The organism is Streptomyces sp. NPDC002853 (assembly GCF_053591915.1).
Genome location: NZ_JBSFUS010000006.1, coordinates 87,304 through 102,021 on the forward strand (window position 1 = coordinate 87,304; position 14,718 = coordinate 102,021).

The following is a 14,718-nucleotide window of genomic DNA, read 5'->3' on the forward strand; positions in this document are numbered from 1 at the left end:
CCTCAGCGTGCCGCCGCTCGGCGCAGGACGTCGGACGCCGCGCCGCCGGTGCGTGGTGGCGGCGGATCGGTGTCGGCGAAGGTCTCGGGCTGTGATCCGGTGCTCGGCCGACGGCCGCCGCGCCCCTCGCCGAGCACCTGCCAGCCGTCCCGGGTCAACGTGATGTAGGCGCCGCACCGCAGCCCGTGCAGCGTGCAGGCGTCACGCAGCCCCCACATCCACGCCCCGTCCTCCTGCGTCCAACGCGCGTCACCGTCACGGCAGTAGAGCAGGACAGCCGTACGCACCGGTGTGCGGCGGCGCAGATCGTGCGGGATGATCCGGCGCAACTGCGCGAGCAGGGCGTTACGGAAGACCCAGCCGTCCGCCGCGCTCGGCCGACGGGTGAACGAGGCGCTCGCCCGCAGCCGTTCCTCCGGATCGAGAACGGCGACGACGGCTGTCGCGGGCGTCGGACGATGCCGGGCGTGCAGGCCGCTGACGACCTCACGTGGGTTGCGCAGCAGGGGGATCCCCGCGGCTGACCACTCCGCGGGCTCCAGCATCCGGGCCAGTCGGTTGGCGGAATCGGCGGACATCTCAGCCGACGTCGAGGAATCCGGCATCGATGCCGCAGCGGACGGAGCGAATCCGAAGGTCACGGTCCTCCCTTCGGCTACGCGCCCAGAGGGCGGGGTCGGACTGGGGGAGCGCACCGCGGCACAGTGCTGCCGGGCCACGGAGAGCCGCGCGGGGAGCGCTACCAATTCTTCCCGTCGGACTGCCTTGCGGCAACGAGCAATTGGGAACGCCGACCGGTATCTGGTGATGCGCCTTCTATATCCCTGCCCACGGCGCCCCCCATTGACGCTTTCGTCAGCCCTGTACAGCCAGGACCAGCGGCAAGACCCCCTTGGCTCCGGCTCGGCGGAGCATGCGCGCGGCCACCGCCAGGGTCCAGCCGCTGTCCGTCAGATCGTCGACGAGCAGCACGGGGCCACCCGCTTCCCGGAGCGCCGCTTCGAGCTGGGGCGGCACGGTCAGCGTCCCGTCGAGGGCGCGCAGACGCTGGGCGCTGTTGCTCCTCGGAACGTGCGTCGAATCGGCTCCTGCGGCGTACTCGATGGAGCCGAGGAGGGGCAGGCGGCCGATCTCCGCGATCCGCGCACCCAGCGACTGGATGAGCTGGGGCCTGGTGTGCGAGGACATGGTCACGACGCCGGCCGGTCGCGGCTGCGCGTCGGCGCTGCCCGATGCCCAGCCGCCGGGACCTTTCGCCCAGTCGGCGAGGACACCGACCACAGCGTTCGCCACGTCGTCGGGCACCGGCCCGTCAGGGGCCTGCGGCGAGAGCATCGGGCGGAGCCTGTTGCCCCACCCGATGTCCGAGAGGCGCCCCAATGCCCGGCCCTGCGAGGCCTGTTCCCCGGCGGGGATGCGTCCCTTCAGGTCGACGCCGATCGCGGCGAGCCCGGTGGGCCACATCCTGCGGGGCTCCACATCGACGCCCGCACGGACCAGTTCGCCCTTCGCCGTGTCGAGCGCCCCGGACGACACGGCATCGGTGAAGCGCGCTCCCGCGCAGTTGTCGCAGCGGCCGCAGGGGGCGGCTGCCTCGTCGTCCAGCTGCCGTCGCAGGAACTCCATCCGGCAGCCGGGAGTCGTGGCGTAGTCACGCATCGCCTGCTGTTCCGTCTGTCGCTGCTTGGCGACCCAGGCATACCGCTCGGCGTCGTACGCCCAGGGCATCCCCGTGGAGGTCCAGCCGCCCTTGACGCGCCGGACCGCTCCGTCCACGTCGAGGACCTTGAGCATGGTCTCCAGGCGTGACCGGCGCAGCTCGACCAGGGGCTCCAGGGCGGGCAGCGACAGGGGCCTGCCCGCCTGCGCCAGCACGTCCAGTGTGCGCCGGACCTGCTCCTCGGGCGGGAAGGCGAGCGAGGCGAAGTAGTTCCAGATCGCCTCGTCCTCCTTGCCCGGAAGGAGCAGCACCTCCGCATGATCAACACCTCGGCCCGCGCGACCGACCTGCTGGTAGTACGCGATCGGGGAGGAGGGGGAGCCGAGATGCACCACGAAACCGAGGTCGGGCTTGTCGAAGCCCATCCCCAGGGCGGAGGTGGCGACCAGGGCCTTCACGCGGTTGGCGAGCAGATCCTCCTCTGCCTGCTGGCGGTCCGAGTTCTCCGTCTTTCCGGTGTACGAGGTGACGGTGTGCCCGCACTGCCGGAGGAAGGCGGTGATCTCCTCGGCTGCGGCGACGGTGAGCGTGTAGATGATTCCTGAGCCCGGCAGCTCGTCCAGGTGGTCGGCGAGCCAAGCCAACCGGTGTGCCGCATTGGGAAGTTGCAGGACGCTTAGGCTCAGGCTCTCGCGGTCGAGGGGCCCGCGAAGCACGAGCGCGTCCGAACTGCCACCGGTGCCCAGCTGTTCGGCCACGTCAGCCGTCACGCGCGCGTTGGCCGTCGCGGTGGTGGCCAGGACGGGGACGCCAGGGGGGAGGTCGGCGAGCATCGTGCGCAGCCGTCGGTAGTCGGGCCGGAAGTCGTGGCCCCAGTCCGAGATGCAGTGCGCCTCGTCGACCACGAGCAGGCCGGTCGCGGCGGCGAGCTTGGGCAGGACCTGGTCCCGGAAGTCCGGGTTGTTCAGCCGCTCCGGGCTGACGAGGAGGACGTCCACGTCGCCGGAGGCGACCTCGGCCTGGATGGTCTCCCACTCCTCGGTGTTGGAGGAGTTGATCGTGCGGGCGCGGATGCCGGCTCGCGCCGCCGACTCCACCTGGTTGCGCATGAGCGCGAGCAGCGGGGAGACGATCACGGTGGGGCCGCTGCCCCGCTCCCGCAGCAGTGCCGTCGCGACGAAGTACACGGCGGACTTTCCCCAGCCCGTGCGCTGGACGACCAGTGCCCGTCGTTTGTCGGCGACGAGCGCTTCGATCGCGCGCCACTGGTCCTCGCGCAGCCGTGGGCCGTCTGGCGCAGACGCCTCGCCGCTTGCGGGCGCGGGGCCGCCGACGAGGCGGGCGAGTACGGCATCGGCCGCCGTGCGCAGATCTTCGTTGCTCATGCCCCCATGCAACCCGATGGGTCTGACATTAGGCGAACGGGTCCGCTGAGCTGTGGATAACTCTTGGCGTGCCCCTGACCGTACTTATCCACAGGACAAACCGGAAGCTGGTCATCCGCGGGAGAGTCGGCGCATGACGAATCACAGCGAGCAGAACAACCCGATCGACTCGAGCAGCTCCACCAACTCCATCAGCTCCAGCAACTCCAGCAACTCGGCTGAGCGAACGGCGTCCATCGACGAGACGACGGTCACCCTGCGCACCCCGGCCGAACTCGCGGACGCCCTGCCGTATTTGCTCGGGTTCAGGCCCGAGGAGAGTGTCGTCCTCATCGCCCTGCACGGCGAGCGGGGGCGGTTCGGCGGCCGGGTGCGCCTCGGTATTCCCGGGCGTGCGGAGGATTGGCCGCCCATCGCGGAGCAGCTCGCCCAGTGCCTGGTGGGTGGCTGCGAGCGGCGTGGCGCCCGACCTGACGGCATCGTGGCCTTCCTCTGCGCGGAGCCGGACGGCGCCGAGACCGGCCGGCAGGTCATGGAGCGCCTGCGACCACTGGCGCAGGTACTCCGCACCGCCTGCGGAAGGCTCGACGTCCCAGTGTTCGAGGTCGTGTGCATCTCGGCGGGCACCTTCTGGACCTACTGCTGCCCGAACAAGCAATGCTGCCCGCCGGAGGGCGTGCCACTGCTGCGTCCCGGCACCTCGGTCCTGGCAGCCGCCACGGCATACGCCGGCGTCCAAGTAGGCGTCACCCCGCGAGAGATGCGGGCGCGATTGTCCCCCTGGGAATCCGTCGCCGCAGTTGACCAGGAAGCCGCGCTCGACGCGGCGGGCATGGCGCTCGTGCACCGGATGCTGGGCAAGGACGGGCGCGCAGCGGTCGCCGCCGACACGCTTGACCTGGCCCGACGGATCATGGCGCGCATGGTTGCCGCGCCGGCGGTCGGTGACAGGCTTGAGGCGGACCTCCAGGACGACGAGCTCCTCGCGCACGACGAGGCCGCCGCGCTGATCCTCGGTCTGCAGGACCGTACGACGCGAGATCGGGCCGCGGAGTGGATGGAAGGCGATGTCGCGGCATCGGCGCTACGTCTCTGGCGGGTCCTGGCCCGCCGCTGCGTCGGGGCCTACAAGGAGCACGCGGCGGCACCGCTGTCGCTCGCGGGCTGGGTCGCATGGTCCCTGGGCGACACCACGGAGGGCCAGGAAGCCCTCGCCATGGCGCTGTGCGCCGATCCGAGCTACACCTTCGCGCAACTCCTGCACCATGCCTGCACCGGAGATCTGGACCCCGAGCCGATCCGCCGTTGCTTGCGTACGGAGCGAAGCGACCGGAGTGCCACGGGAGTGCAGACCGAACTGCCACTCTCCTTGGAGCCTTCGGAGCCTTCGGAGCCTTCGGAGCCCGCAGAGCCTTCGGACCCCGAAGGTGAGCCGGTGGCTGAGCCGGTCGGTGTCGCCCCTCGACGCCGCCGCCCCGCACGCCCGAAGGGCGGCACCGGCGCACGGGTCGCCGACAGGCCGGCCACGGGGCCACAGAACCGTCGCCGCACCATCCGTCGCACGGCGAGGAACGACACGTGAACGCAGGTGTGTGGCACCCGGGGGTAGGCGCCGGGCAGGCGCCGGCCGTGCTGCCGTACGGGTCGGGCCAGGGCCGGGCGAGTGGCTTCCCCTCCGGTAGGCGTGACTTGCGGCGGTGCAGGTCCGTTCACCTGAGTGGCGGTACCTGTGCCTGGGTCGATCCGCCGTACGACCCCCGACTTCCCGTAGCGCGGACAGCGCAGAAGAGGCCGTCTCATGCCCCTGCCCGCCCCGTCCCCCGTCTCCGGCAGAGGGGGACCCCAGCGGCCCGTGCTGGGCTCCCCGCCCCCACCCGGCGGATCCATGCGGGCTCCCGGGCCGCGTCGCCTGGCGCAACTGCCGCCCGCACACACCACGCTGATCTGTGTCGCCCTGCCCGCGCTCGCCATCTCGACGGACCAGGGCCAGTTGACCGGCCGCGGACTCGAGGGGTTCTACCGCGCGGGGCGCAGGCTGCTGTCCCGCTGTCAGCTACGCGTGGCGGGGCGCGAGCCGATCGCCGTGCAGGCACGGATGCTCTCGGCCGACCATGCCCGCTTCACGGCGACGCTGCGGCCCGCCGCGGACGGCGGCCCGGACCCGGACGTGATCGTCGAGCGAACGCGGTATGCGGACGGCACGGAGCGGATCACCCTGCGCAGCGCCGCCGCCCGGCGCCTGCGACTACCGGTGGAGGTGTCGCTCGGCACGGATCTGGCGGAGCTCGGAGCAGTCGCCTCCGGCAACACCGGCCCCGAACTGCCCCCCACGGTCCACGACTCCGGAATGCGCTGGTCCGCGCCTTCGGGCAACTGTGTGGTCACTGCACACCCGGCGCCCGCGGACGCGCTGGCCTCGGCGGGACTGCTGCGCTGGGAGGTGGAGCTGGCGCCGGGCGGCACCTGGAGCCTGGAGCTGCGCGTGCGCCCGGAAGGCGCGGGCCCGGCGAGGGCGATCGGGCACGGGACGTCGCGCTCCCTCGCCACGGCGCGGGCCGCGGGCGACGACCCCAGGGCCCACGCCCTGCTGGACCGGTCCGTGGAGGATCTCCAGGCGTTGCTGCTGCGGGACCCCGAGCACCCGACCGACGTCCACCTGGCCGCGGGGGCGCCATGGCGCTGCGGGCTCGCGCCGGCCGAGGCCCTCGCCGCCGCCCGGATGGCCCTGCCGCTCGGCACCGGGATCGCCGTGGGGACACTGCGTACGCTGGCCCGCCGTCAACTCGCGGGCAAGGGACCACGGGTGGGCATGATCCCCGGGCCGCTGCGAAACGTGGGGCCGCATCTGCCGCCCGGGTGCACGGGGGTCGAGGCGACGCTGCTCTTCCCGGTGGTGTTGGCGGAGGCGTGGCGCTGGGGATTGCCGGCTCAGGAGACGGAGGAGTTGCTGCCGGCGGCCGAGCGCTGCCTGCGGTGGCTGCTTGCCGCGGTGGGCGACGGGGGGCTCCTGCCGGACCCGTACCCGGGTGGGCCCGCGCGCTGCGAGACCCAGGCCCATGCCCACCGGGCCGCGCTGCTCGGCGCCGACCTGCTGGATGCCCACGGCCGCCCGGGCGGTGCCGGCCTGCGGCAGTGGGCGGAGCGGCTGCGAGGCACCTTCCAGGAGGACTTCTGGGTGGAGGACCGGGCGGGTGGCCGACCCGCCGCGGCCTGCCTGGCCGACGGTCGCCCCGTGCCGCTGCTCACCGGCGGAGCCGCGCACCTCCTCGACACGGGGCTGCTCGGAGCGGGCGTGCTCGCGCCAGGGCTGCTGGACAAGGTGCGGACGGAGCAGCTCGCCCGGCTGCTGGGCGGGCCCGCCATGGATTCGGGGTGGGGGCTGCGGAGCCTGGGGGCCAAGGAAGCCGCGTACAACCCTTTCGGCCATCGTGGCGGGGCCGTCCGTGTCCACGAGACGGCGGTCGCCGTCGCGGGTCTGGCGGCCGCGGGCTACGAGAAGGAGGCGAGCGGGCTGCTGCGAGGGGTGATGGCGGCGGCCGAGACGTTCGGCTACCGGCTGCCTGAGATGTACGCGGGGGAGCAGCGCACGGAGGGCGGTGCTCCGTTGCCGCACCCCGCGGCCTGCCGCCCGGCGGCCACCGCTGCGGCTGCCGGGGTGCAGCTCCTCACCGCGCTCGCCGGGATCCGGCCCGACGCCCCGTCGGGCACGGTGACGCTGAGCCCCGTCCGCAGCGCACCCCTGGGGGAGCTGGGCCTTACGGCGCTGCGCGTCGCGGGCGCCCCGTTCTCCGTGCGCGTCAGCCGACTCGGCCTCGCCATGGTCGAGGAAGCGGCCGACGGGCTGCAGCTGGGGGTGTGACTGGCGGCCCAAGGGGGGACGGCGCTGCGGTGGTGTGGTGAACGAGGCAAGGACCTGCGGCCGGTGTGGCTCACGTACGACGGGTGTGGCTCAAACCCGACGTGAGGGCCGGTGAATCCGGTCGGGATCGGATGCCGGAGGAGCTGTTTATCGTCAGGCAGACGACTATGATCGCGGCATGTCGCCCTACGACCCGTCGGCCTTCCCGCCGTTTGCTGTCACCGTCGATCTGGTCGTGCTGACCGTGCGTCGGCATGCGCTCTGCGCGCTTGCCGTACGCCGGGGCGAGTCGCCGTTCCAGGGGCGTTGGGCGCTGCCCGGCGGATTCGTGCGCGACGACGAGGACCTGTCGGCGGCCGCCGCGCGCGAGTTGGTGGAGGAGACGGGGCTGTGCGCGCACGATCCGGACTCCCCGGCCCAGGCGAACGGCGCGCACCTGGAACAGCTGGCCACGTACGGCGATCCCAAGCGTGATCCACGGATGCGGGTCGTCAGCGTTGCCCACCTCGCGCTCGCTCCCGATCTCCCCGCCCCGCGGGCCGGCGGCGACGCGAACAGCGCGCGCTGGGCGCCGGTCGAGGCACTGCTCAACCAGGGTGGATACGGACGCGAGGACGAGCAGGCGGCGCCGCTCGCCTTCGACCACGCACAGATCCTGGCGGACGGCGTGGAGCGCGCACGTTCGAAGATCGAGTACTCCTCCTTGGCGACGGCCTTCTGCCCGCCCGAGTTCACGGTCGGCGAGCTGCGCCGCGTGTACGAGGCCGTGTGGGGCGTGGTGCTCGACCCGCGCAACTTCCACCGCAAGGTGACCGGCACGCCGGGTTTCCTCGTCCCCACCGGTGGCACGACCACGCGCCAGGGCGGTCGCCCCGCTCAGCTCTTCCGGGCGGGCGGCGCGACGCTGCTCAACCCGCCGATGCTGCGCCCCGAAGTCTGAGGCTCGCGCCGCGGGTCGCCCCGAGGGACGCTTCGCTGGTCGCCCCACCGGTCACCTGTCGGCCATCCGTCGGTCCGGCGGCGTGATGGACACCCGCGGCCCCCACCCTGACCGAAATGCCAGAAATATCGCGTTATCTTGCTGATGTACCCACGGGGTTCGTCCGTCCCCGACCCGGCGGACGAACCTGGCCGTCGAGCGGTCGCACATCCCGCGAGAGAAGCGATGATCCAGGCCATCGGACTGACAAGCAATCCCCGCCAGGAGCTGCCGCCTGCCGTCGACGACGTGTCCTTCGAGGCGCGAACAGGCCGTGTCACGGCACTGCTCGGCGCGCAGGGCGCCGGTAAGACGACGGCGCTGAGGCTCATGCTCGAACTCCAACAGGGCCGAGGTATCACTTACTTCAGAGGGCGTCCGCTGCACCGCATCACCTATCCTTCGCGCGAGGTGGGCGTACTCCTGGGTGAGGTTCCCGGACACCCCGGCCGTACGGTCCGAGGTCAGCTGCGCATGCTGTGCGCGGCCGCCGGTGTGCCCGTCCAGCGCGCCGACGACGTACTCGAAGTCGTCGGTCTGGTGAGCCTTCGCGATCAGCGCCTCGGCACGCTCTCGCGCGGCATGGACCGTCGTCTCGGCCTCGCCTGCGCGCTCCTCGCCGACCCGCACACACTCGTCCTGGACGACCCTGCCGACGGGCTCTCGGCTCGTGAGGGCGGTTGGCTGCACAGCGTTCTGCGCGCGCACGCCGCCCAGGGCGGGACCGTGCTGTTCTCCACGGCCGACCCCAAGGAAGCCGCGCGCACCGCCGATCGCGTCGTGACGCTGGAAGCGGGCCGGCTGGTGGCCGACCAGGAAGCCAGGGAGTTCGCCCGCACCCGGCTACGCCCCCGGGTCGCGGTACGCAGCCCGCACGCGGCACGGCTCGGCGCGCTTTTGTCCAAGGAGGCCCGCGCCCGGCAACGCTCCATCGAGGTGGTGAAGGAGGACGGCAACCGGCTCTCGGTGTACGGCAGTAACTGTGCCGACATCGGGGAGACAGCCTTCCGTCACGGAATCCTCGTCCATCAACTCGCCGACGAGATCGGGGATGCGGGGCCTGCGGCGGCTGAGGTTGCCGCGCCTTCTCCCACGGCAACTGTCACGCCGGCCGAAGCCGAAGCCGAACCCGAACCCGAACGGGGACCCGAACCGGAACCCGAACCCGAAGCCAAGGCCTCCCCCCAGGCCGAGACCACGCCCGCGGAAGAGCCCGCCCCCGCGGCCAAGAACCTCATCCCGCTCGCCCCCACGGAACCGGCCACCACCACCGTCACCGCCGCCGTCACCCCCCAGCAGGCCCCCGCGGCGCCATCCCAGTTGCCGCCCCCCATCTCCGTCCGCCCTGCCCGCAGCCCCCTACGCCCCCTGCGCTACGAACTGCGCCGCGCCGCTGGTGTGGGCACCGGCTACCTCTCCACGGCCGCCGTCCTCGCTGTCTCCGCCGTGATCTGTGTCTTCCTCGCCCGGAGTGGGCACACGCCGCAGCCCTACCTGCTGGCCGCCTGGCCCCAGGAACTTCCCTTGCCGCCCGCGGCGCTTGGCGCCGGACTGCTCGGCGCCCTCGCCTTCGGTGAAGAGTTCCGCCACCCCGCCCTGGCCGCCGACCGGGGCACCGTCCCCCGCCGCTTGGGGCTGCTCAGCGCCAAGTTGGCCGTCGCGGCCGCCACCGCGCTCCTGCTGAGCCTGCTTGTGCTGATCTCCGACGCCGCTCTCCTGCACCTTGTATACGGAGAAGAGGTCGCGAAAGTTCCCGCCGACTGGCTTTCGCTGAGCGTGAGTTGGTTCGCCCTGGTCGGTGGCTGTGCCTGGGCGGGGGTTCTCGCCGGAGGAGTCTTCCGGTCCACGACCGCCGGTCTCGCCGCGGTTCTCGCGGTGCCGATCGTCGTCGTGCCGCTCGTACAAAAGGCCTTGGAGGGGCCGTCTGTGCGATCGGCGGCGGGGCTCCCCGGGAGGCTGCGCGACCTCGCGCTGGTGCAGTGGCCCTTCGGTGTCGAGCGATATCTGGCCGGTGGAGTCCGGATGGTCGCTCAACCTGTGGGCAGTGCGCTGATGTTGTCGGTGACCGCTCTGCTCTGCGCGTATCTGCTCACAGGGATGCGTGGCAGGGCTCGATGACAACCGTCCGTCGGTTCCGTTCACGTGCTGCGCACAACTCCCCCGGAGAACGCCCATTTCTTTCCGATAAGGCGTCAATTGCGGCGGGGTAAGCGATCACCCTTTCGTGTGCTTTTCACCAAAGACCTCAAGGGACTTGGGAGCCACGCCGACAAAGGTTCCGTGAGTACCCTTGCGCACACCATGATGACCGCCGCCCGCTCCGCAGACTCCGGCCTCGCCGGCCCGGGCGATCTCGACCGCTACCCCTACGCCGAGGCCCCGGGTGCCGACCGCGTCGGTGCGCCCTCCTGGGACAGCGCCGACCACGACCTCGGCCGCGTGGGACGACGCACCGCCGGCAGTCGCGGCCGTGGACTGCACGGCCAACTCGTCCAGCAGCTCGGCCAGATGATCGTCTCCGGAGACCTCGGAGCCGACCGCCCGCTGGTCCCCGAGGAGATCGGCCAGCGGTTCGAGGTCTCCCGCACCGTCGTCCGGGAATCGCTGCGCGTACTCGAGGCGAAGGGTCTGGTCAGTGCCAGGCCCAATGTCGGCACGCGCGTGCGCCCCGTCAGCGACTGGAACCTCCTGGACCCGGACATCATCGAGTGGCGCGCGTTCGGGCCGCAGCGTGACGACCAGCGCCGCGAACTCAGCGAGCTGCGCTGGACGATCGAGCCCCTCGCCGCGCGGCTCGCCGCGGGCCACGGCCGCGAGGAGGTGCAGCAGCGGCTCGCCGACATGGTCGAGATCATGGGCCACGCCCTGAGCCAGGGCGACGGGATCACCTTCTCCCGCGCCGACGCGGAGTTCCACTCGCTGCTCATCCAGCTCGCGAGCAACCGCATGCTGGAGCACCTGTCGGGCATCGTCTCGGCCGCGCTCCAGGTCTCGGGCGGCCCGATCACCGGCTGCGACCGCCCCACCGAGGCGTCCCTGGTGCACCACTCGCGCATCGCCGACGCCCTCGGCGCGGGTGACGGCCCCGGCGCCGAGGCCGCCATGCGCCAGCTGCTCACCGTCCACCCGGAGGTGGAGCGCGTCGTGCCCGCCCCCCGCGAGCACTGACGGCCGGGTCTGCGTTCGTACGGCCGGCTGATGCGCCTCGCGGCCCGACCTCATCACTCCGTTGGCGCGGTGGCGTCGCCGGGCTTCTGCGGGTTCCTCGGGGATCCGGCAGGGACCCGGCGACGCGGTCGTTGCGGGTCGGAGGGCCGTCAGGACTCAGGTCTGCACACCTCTGACCGTATCTGGCCGCTTTTGAGCGCATACGGGGTGTGACTCGGGCCACGTAGATTGGGCGTAACGCTCGTCGGGGCAGCGCGATGACCTAAGAGGTGATAGCCGAGGAAGGAATACAGCAGTCGTTCGCGGCGCTGTGTAGCTCCCCGGCCCCGCCTGCGCCGTCGGCCCATCCCTAGTCGTCGGTCGTCGGTCCTGGTCCACAATGGACGGGGCCGGAAGCCGTTTTCCAACGTTCCGAGAGGTTGTTCGTGTCGGCCAGCACATCCCGTACGCTCCCGCCGGAGATCGCCGAATCCGTCTCTGTCATGGCGCTCATCGAGCGGGGAAAGGCTGATGGGCAGATCGCCGGCGATGACGTGCGTCGTGCCTTCGAAGCTGACCAGATTCCGGCCACTCAGTGGAAGAACGTTCTGCGCAGCCTCAACCAGATCCTCGAGGAAGAGGGTGTGACGCTGATGGTCAGTGCCGCGGAGCCGAAACGCCCCCGCAAGAGCGTCGCAGCGAAGAGCCCGGCCAAGCGCACCGCGACCAAGACCGTCGCGGCCAAGACGGCCACGGCGAAGCAGGCCACCGCGTCCGCCGCCCCCGAGGCGTCGGCCGCGGATGTCGCCGCTGAGGACGCGCCCGCGAAGAAGGTCGCCGCCAAGAAGACGACGGCGAAGAAGGCCGTCGCCAAGAAGACCGTCGCCAAGAAGGCGACGGCCAAGAAGACGTCCAAGCAGGACGACGAGATGGTGGACGACGAGGCCACTGAGGAGACGTCCGCCAAGGGCAAGCCCGGTGAGGGCGAGTCCACGGAGGAGGGTCCCCAGGCAGGCTTCGTGCTGTCCGACGAGGACGAGGACGACGCCCCGGCCCAGCAGGTCGCCGCGGCCGGTGCCACCGCCGACCCCGTCAAGGACTACCTGAAGCAGATCGGCAAGGTCCCGCTGCTCAACGCCGAGCAGGAGGTCGAGCTCGCCAAGCGCATCGAGGCCGGCCTGTTCGCCGAGGACAAGCTGGCGAACGCCGACAAGCTCGCCCCGAAGCTCAAGCGCGAGCTGGAGATCATCGCCGAGGACGGGCGCCGCGCCAAGAACCACCTCCTGGAGGCCAACCTCCGTCTGGTGGTCTCCCTGGCCAAGCGCTACACCGGCCGCGGCATGCTCTTCCTGGACCTCATCCAGGAGGGCAACCTCGGTCTGATCCGCGCGGTCGAGAAGTTCGACTACACCAAGGGCTACAAGTTCTCCACGTACGCCACCTGGTGGATCCGTCAGGCGATCACCCGCGCGATGGCCGACCAGGCCCGCACCATCCGTATCCCGGTGCACATGGTCGAGGTCATCAACAAGCTCGCGCGCGTGCAGCGCCAGATGCTCCAGGATCTGGGCCGCGAGCCCACCCCGGAGGAGCTGGCCAAGGAACTCGACATGACCCCCGAGAAGGTCATCGAGGTCCAGAAGTACGGCCGTGAGCCGATCTCCCTCCACACCCCCCTGGGTGAGGACGGCGACAGCGAGTTCGGTGACCTCATCGAGGACTCCGAAGCGGTCGTTCCGGCCGACGCGGTCAGCTTCACGCTCCTTCAGGAGCAGCTGCACTCCGTGCTCGACACCCTGTCCGAGCGTGAGGCGGGCGTGGTCTCCATGCGCTTCGGTCTCACGGACGGCCAGCCGAAGACCCTCGACGAGATCGGCAAGGTCTACGGAGTGACGCGTGAGCGCATCCGTCAGATCGAGTCGAAGACGATGTCGAAGCTGCGTCACCCGTCGCGTTCGCAGGTCCTGCGCGACTACCTCGACTAGTCACCAGCGCTCCACGAAGAAGACCCGAGGCCTCACGCGAGGCCTCGGGTCTTCTGTTTGTCCGATGCGCCCGAGGCGCCCGCCGTGACGCGGACGCGCGTGGCGCGGGTGCGCGGCGTGACGCACTGGATCACTGTGGGTGTTTCACGAGAACCCAGAGTGAGGAGATCGCATGCCTCGTCCTTTCGCCCGAACCTTCACGGCGACGCTGGCCCTTGTGGCCCCGGTGGTGGCGCTGCCGTTGGCCTCCACGACCCCCGCGGCCGCCGACAGCGTCGTCGTCGGGGGCGGCCCGGTGCGGGTGGCCGACAGCCCCTGGGTGGTGGCGCTGTCCAGCCGTGACCGGTTCGGGGGTACGCGCTCGGGGCAGTTCTGCGGGGGCGTGGTGGTCGGTCGCTCCACGGTCCTCACGGCGGCCCACTGTCTGGGGGAGGAAGTCCTGGGGGTACGGCTGGGCGAGATGAGTGACCTGAAGGTGATCGCCGGCCGGGACGACCTGGGGAGAGCGCAGGGCCGCGAGATTCCGGTACGTGAGGTGAAGGTCAACCCGGAGTACGACAGCTCGTCGAACGCGGGCGACTTCGCGGTGCTGTCGCTGGCCAACCCGCTTCCGCAGGGCTACGTCATCGGTATGGCGGCCGCGGGGGACCAGGCGTACGAACCCGGCACACGCGCGGCGGTCTACGGGTGGGGTGACACCACGGGATCGGGCGACTACGCACGGACGTTGCACTCCGCGCAGGTGCGCGTACTGCCTGATGCGACCTGCCAGGACGCTTATCCCGGCAATTCTGACGGAAAGTACTCGGCCGCATCCATGCTGTGCGCGGGGGAACTTGAGGGCGGGCGGGACGCCTGTCAGGGGGACAGCGGTGGTCCGCTGGTCGCGCGCGGGCGGCTGATCGGCCTGGTGTCGTGGGGGAGCGGCTGTGGGCGGGCCGGGAGCCCCGGGGTCTACACGCGTGTCTCGAGCGCCGCACGGGCGATGCCTCTGCGCGGCTGAACGTGCGGGAGTTGTGCGTGTGGGGGGTGTGGGGCGCCGCGAGAGACCGCCGAGAAGGCGTCTGGGCGCCCCTCTAACGCGAGCGGGCGGCCGGCCCTGGGGTTGGCAGGGTCGGCCGCCCGGTCACCGGCCTGGTGTGCGCCGGATCGCTCGTCGTGGGGGCGAGGTGTCAGCGATCCTCGTCGTTGGTCTCCGGGACGGCCGTCAGCCGCTCCGTCTCGTCCTGTATCTCAGCGGCGATCTTCTTGAGTTCCGGCTCGAACTTGCGGCCGTGGTGGGCGCAGAAGAGCAGTTCACCGCCGCTCAACAGGACGACGCGCAGGTATGCCTGGGCGCCGCAGCGGTCGCAGCGATCAGCGGCCGTCAGGGGGCTCGCGGGGGTCAGAACAGTAGTCACGTCGCCTCTTCTCTAGCTCGACGAGCTGTCGTACCAGGGTCAACATCCAACCAGGCCGAAAACGTTCCCGCTCGTGGCTTTTCCTCGAAGTTTTTTCCGAGGCGGCTGTCTGCTGCCGGTTGGCGGCGAATGTGCCGTATTACGTCTCTAACGTGTCGTACGGTTTCGCGCTGTCTGTCAGGTCGGTCGTCCGCCGGCTGGGTTGCCGGTTGTTCATGAGGACGTGCCCGGAGCCTAAATGGTTCATGCCTGGAAGGGAACGTGACGTTCGCTTCACTCAATCGAGGGATCGAACAAGCGTGC

General features: G+C 71.1%; 10 protein-coding genes. 7 read left to right on the plus strand and 3 right to left on the minus strand.

Going from position 1 to position 14,718, the window contains the following annotated elements; all coding sequences use genetic code 11:
- Positions 1–2 precede the first annotated feature (2 nt).
- Both ACWD02_RS17625 and ACWD02_RS17630 read right to left on the minus strand, forming a co-directional pair.
- On the minus strand, positions 3–641 hold the full coding sequence (locus ACWD02_RS17625; protein WP_451211028.1) for a hypothetical protein: 639 nt from the start codon (positions 639–641) through the stop codon (positions 3–5).
- A 214-nt stretch (positions 642–855) separates the two neighbouring features.
- A complete protein-coding gene (locus ACWD02_RS17630; protein ID WP_451211031.1) occupies positions 856–3,045 on the minus strand; it encodes a RecQ family ATP-dependent DNA helicase in 2,190 nt (729 codons plus the stop codon).
- A gap of 133 nt (positions 3,046–3,178) precedes the next feature.
- Between ACWD02_RS17630 and ACWD02_RS17635 the strand changes: the two genes are divergently transcribed.
- From ACWD02_RS17635 to ACWD02_RS17665, 7 genes are all read left to right on the plus strand, one after another.
- Positions 3,179–4,627 carry a DUF4192 domain-containing protein gene (locus tag ACWD02_RS17635; RefSeq protein ID WP_451211034.1) on the plus strand — a complete coding sequence of 483 codons (1,449 nt, stop codon included), beginning with the start codon at positions 3,179–3,181 and terminating at the stop codon, positions 4,625–4,627.
- A 303-nt stretch (positions 4,628–4,930) separates the two neighbouring features.
- A complete protein-coding gene (locus tag ACWD02_RS17640; RefSeq protein ID WP_451211037.1) occupies positions 4,931–6,904 on the plus strand; it encodes a glycogen debranching N-terminal domain-containing protein in 1,974 nt (657 codons plus the stop codon).
- Between the two features lie 178 nt (positions 6,905–7,082).
- A complete protein-coding gene (locus ACWD02_RS17645; RefSeq protein WP_363209966.1) occupies positions 7,083–7,844 on the plus strand; it encodes an NUDIX hydrolase in 762 nt (253 codons plus the stop codon).
- Between the two features lie 225 nt (positions 7,845–8,069).
- Positions 8,070–10,001: an ABC transporter ATP-binding protein gene (locus ACWD02_RS17650; protein WP_451211041.1), complete on the plus strand. Its 1,932-nt coding sequence runs from the start codon at positions 8,070–8,072 to the stop codon at positions 9,999–10,001.
- A 162-nt stretch (positions 10,002–10,163) separates the two neighbouring features.
- Positions 10,164–11,051, plus strand: a complete 888-nt coding sequence (locus ACWD02_RS17655) for a FadR/GntR family transcriptional regulator (RefSeq protein WP_451211044.1) — start codon at positions 10,164–10,166, stop codon at positions 11,049–11,051.
- A 419-nt stretch (positions 11,052–11,470) separates the two neighbouring features.
- Positions 11,471–13,015, plus strand: a complete 1,545-nt coding sequence (locus tag ACWD02_RS17660) for an RNA polymerase sigma factor (protein WP_451211047.1) — start codon at positions 11,471–11,473, stop codon at positions 13,013–13,015.
- A 172-nt stretch (positions 13,016–13,187) separates the two neighbouring features.
- On the plus strand, positions 13,188–14,018 hold the full coding sequence (locus ACWD02_RS17665) for a serine protease (RefSeq protein WP_451211049.1): 831 nt from the start codon (positions 13,188–13,190) through the stop codon (positions 14,016–14,018).
- A 169-nt stretch (positions 14,019–14,187) separates the two neighbouring features.
- On the opposite strand, the gene ACWD02_RS17670 is transcribed toward ACWD02_RS17665, so the two are convergent.
- Entirely contained in the window at positions 14,188–14,415 is a 228-nt protein-coding gene (locus ACWD02_RS17670) for a DUF7455 domain-containing protein (RefSeq protein ID WP_160507629.1), read from the minus strand.
- Positions 14,416–14,718: the final 303 nt, after the last annotated feature.

What these genes read in the sequence shown, in the direction of transcription:
- ACWD02_RS17630 (WP_451211031.1), bottom strand. Translation starts at nt 3,045, where the DNA reads ATGAGCAACGAAGATCTGCGCACGGCGGCCGATGCCGTACTCGCCCGC.
- ACWD02_RS17635 (WP_451211034.1), top strand. Translation starts at nt 3,179, where the DNA reads ATGACGAATCACAGCGAGCAGAACAACCCGATCGACTCGAGCAGCTCC.
- ACWD02_RS17640 (WP_451211037.1), top strand. Translation starts at nt 4,931, where the DNA reads ATGCGGGCTCCCGGGCCGCGTCGCCTGGCGCAACTGCCGCCCGCACAC.
- ACWD02_RS17645 (WP_363209966.1), top strand. Translation starts at nt 7,083, where the DNA reads ATGTCGCCCTACGACCCGTCGGCCTTCCCGCCGTTTGCTGTCACCGTC.
- ACWD02_RS17650 (WP_451211041.1), top strand. Translation starts at nt 8,070, where the DNA reads ATGATCCAGGCCATCGGACTGACAAGCAATCCCCGCCAGGAGCTGCCG.
- ACWD02_RS17665 (WP_451211049.1), top strand. Translation starts at nt 13,188, where the DNA reads ATGCCTCGTCCTTTCGCCCGAACCTTCACGGCGACGCTGGCCCTTGTG.